Source organism: Bacillus cereus group sp. N21 (assembly GCF_016483395.1).
In the GTDB taxonomy this organism is placed as follows: domain Bacteria; phylum Bacillota; class Bacilli; order Bacillales; family Bacillaceae_G; genus Bacillus_A; species Bacillus_A pseudomycoides.
In genome coordinates this window covers 1-2,741 of record NZ_JAEHBX010000164.1, presented here as the reverse complement: position 1 = coordinate 2,741, position 2,741 = coordinate 1, and the positions used below count along the sequence as shown (strand labels likewise).

Here is a 2,741-nt window from a genome sequence, read left to right as displayed (position 1 = left end):
TATCGCATCATAATCTGTAATTTAGTAGGAAATTCAGGTCCTACTTTTTTTATAATTTATTTTTGCACCAGAACCCTTTTTTCTATAGTCTAAAACATTTTTTAAATCAAACAACTTGCTGTGGTCACTTGGTCATTTGGGAAACATTGTTTATTAATTTATACGTCTTTCGTCTTACTTAACCCTCCCCCTAATGGGGGATTTTAAACGGTACATTTCTAACTTATAATGGAAAATAAAAGAGCTTTTAAATTTATAAGGAGGGATTTGTATGAAAAATTGGGTTCAGTTTAGAGTTGCAAGACCGACAGATAAATTTGAAGAAGTGATAAATTTTTATGAAAAAGGATTGGGCTTAAAACGCATAGGAGAGTTTCAAAATCACGAAGGTTACGACGGGGTAATGTTTGGATTACCTGATGTAGAATATCATTTAGAATTTACAAGACATGTGAATGGGAGTCCATGTCCTGCTCCTACAAAAGATAACTTACTTGTTTTTTATATGCCTGATAAAAATGAAATTGAAAAAATAACTAATAGATTAAATAAAATAGGATATTATGAAGTTGAACCAGAAAACCCGTATTGGAAAGAAAAAGGAACTACAATAGAAGACCCTGATGGTTGGAGAATTGTACTAATGAATACAGATGGATAAAGCAAGCTTTTATAAAATAATGACGCTAGTAATAATAATAGAATTTAACAAACATTTTTTGTTCTTCATCCCTACAATATTTGTAGGGATTTTTATGTAAAGAAAACATTTTTTTGATCGCCCTTTTAGGCCCAATACCAGCGTAGCTACGATTAGGGGCAAAGTAATTTGTTTTGTAACAAAATTGAATGTTTATATTACAAATCCGATTGGTAAGATTAATCCTTCAATTGGACTAAGACCACTCGCTATTATAATAAAGAACGTTGTTTTCCCAGCACCAATTGGTATAAATTTCCCAGTGCTAATTAAATTTTAAGTGGGAGTATTACAGCCCGCAAATAGCGGAATAAATCAGACTGGTAAAAGATGTATTCTTGTGACCTAGTTTTACACGTATCTCGGCTGAACCCCGAATACAGAATTTAATGTCACTTTAGGAGTTATTTTGCACCTATTTTAAGCGCTATTTTGCACTATAAGTAAATATAAAAAGCCCAATTTCTCATTAAAATTGAGAAATTAGGCTTTTTTCGTTGCTCCATTAGAGCGCCCGTTTGCTGAAGATCGTTATGTATTGTGTGGGTCCGCAATTCAGGCTTTCTGGAGTAAATATTTGTTTAACCCCTATTTTTTAAGATTACAAGTTCATCTATTACACATTTTATTTCATTTTTAAGGGTATAGAAATGAGGGGCAATTCTTATAACATCTTTTCTTGCAGAAACAATAATATTTTTATCTCTTAACATCGCTTCCACTTTTGATGCATTTTCAACATGAAAAGACATCAAACTCGTCCTATTATCAATAGATTGTGGTCCAATGAGATGCAATCCTTTTTCTTGTCCATAATGTATGGTGAATTGGGTTAGCTCTTTTAAATAGGTTTCAATATTACTTATCCCAACCTCAAGTAACAATTTTAGTGCCTCATAAGCCGCATATATACTTATAAAAGAAGGTGTACCTGTTTCAAATCGACGAGCCACCATTGCAAAAACAGGATTATAAATGTCAAAAGAAGATGCTTGCTCTTGTCCACGCCATCCAGTAACTCTTGGTTTCAATTGCTCTGCTAGTTCTTTTTTTATATACAAAAACGCTACGCCGGGAATACCTAACATGTATTTACGAGTTCCCGTTACTAATATATCAATCTCCATCTCTTTCACATCAATCGGAATATGTCCTGCTGATTGGTAAGCATCGACGAATAAAAGCGAGCCTTTTCTATGCGCAATCTCAGCAATCTCTCTAACGTTTTGTTTATATCCGTTGTAATAATTCACATGGGGAATACATGTAATAAGCGTATCAGTTGTTATTTCTTTTTCATATTGTTCCAGAGATATTTCCCCATTGGAAGAACGAATTACGGAAACATTATCCTTAAATTGTTCTTGTGCAAACCATATATGACCGACAGTTGGAAAATCTATATCCGTAAACATGATTTTATTTTTCTCTTGCTGATAAGGAAGGGATGCTGCAATAGCAGAAATAGCATCAGAAACAGAACATAATACAGCAACCTCACCTGTTTCGGCTCCAATAAGTTCAGCAAATTTCACCCTAGTCTCATCCACTTTACTTATTGCTTCATTCCAATTACTCCCTGACAGAAGTAGGCTATTATGATATTCCTCAATAGCTTTTGAAACAGACTTTGCTAATGCACCTTGGGAACAACTAGCTAGGTGTGTGTGGGTAGCTAATATAGGAAATAATGAGCGATAAAAATCATGGTTCAATTCTTTCCCCCCCTTTTCTTCACACAAAATAATTCTGTGTGTAAATTTTAAAATCCTTCCTCAACTAAATGGCCCGATTGCGGAACAAAATTAAAAAAGTGCTTTTTATCAAAAAAGCAGCCTGTCAATATTTCTTAAACCCAATATTTGTTCCAAAACTCTTAATTAATTGTTAATGAATGGTAACAAAATAAAATATACACCGCTCGAAGCATCGAACGGTGTGTTCTATCAAGATATAAAGATTATACGGTTCTGGTGCAAAAACCATTTGATAGAGATATAGAACCTACATGGCCTATTCAATGACAGATTATGATGCAATT

At 33.6% G+C, this 2,741-nt stretch carries 2 protein-coding genes; one reads left to right on the top strand and one right to left on the bottom strand.

Features of this window, described 5'->3' with window-relative positions; all coding sequences use genetic code 11:
* Positions 1-271 precede the first annotated feature (271 nt).
* On the top strand, positions 272-661 hold the full coding sequence (locus JDS96_RS30110) for a VOC family protein (protein WP_199669044.1): 390 nt from the start codon (positions 272-274) through the stop codon (positions 659-661).
* A 620-nt stretch (positions 662-1,281) separates the two neighbouring features.
* Here the strand turns inward: JDS96_RS30110 and JDS96_RS30105 are convergent.
* Positions 1,282-2,415: an aminotransferase class V-fold PLP-dependent enzyme gene (locus JDS96_RS30105; RefSeq protein WP_199669043.1), complete on the bottom strand. Its 1,134-nt coding sequence runs from the start codon at positions 2,413-2,415 to the stop codon at positions 1,282-1,284.
* Between the last annotated feature and the right edge of the window lie 326 nt (positions 2,416-2,741).

Excerpts from the sequence above, each read along its gene's own strand:
- JDS96_RS30110 (WP_199669044.1), top strand. The coding sequence starts at position 272 with ATGAAAAATTGGGTTCAGTTTAGAGTTGCAAGACCGACAGATAAATTT.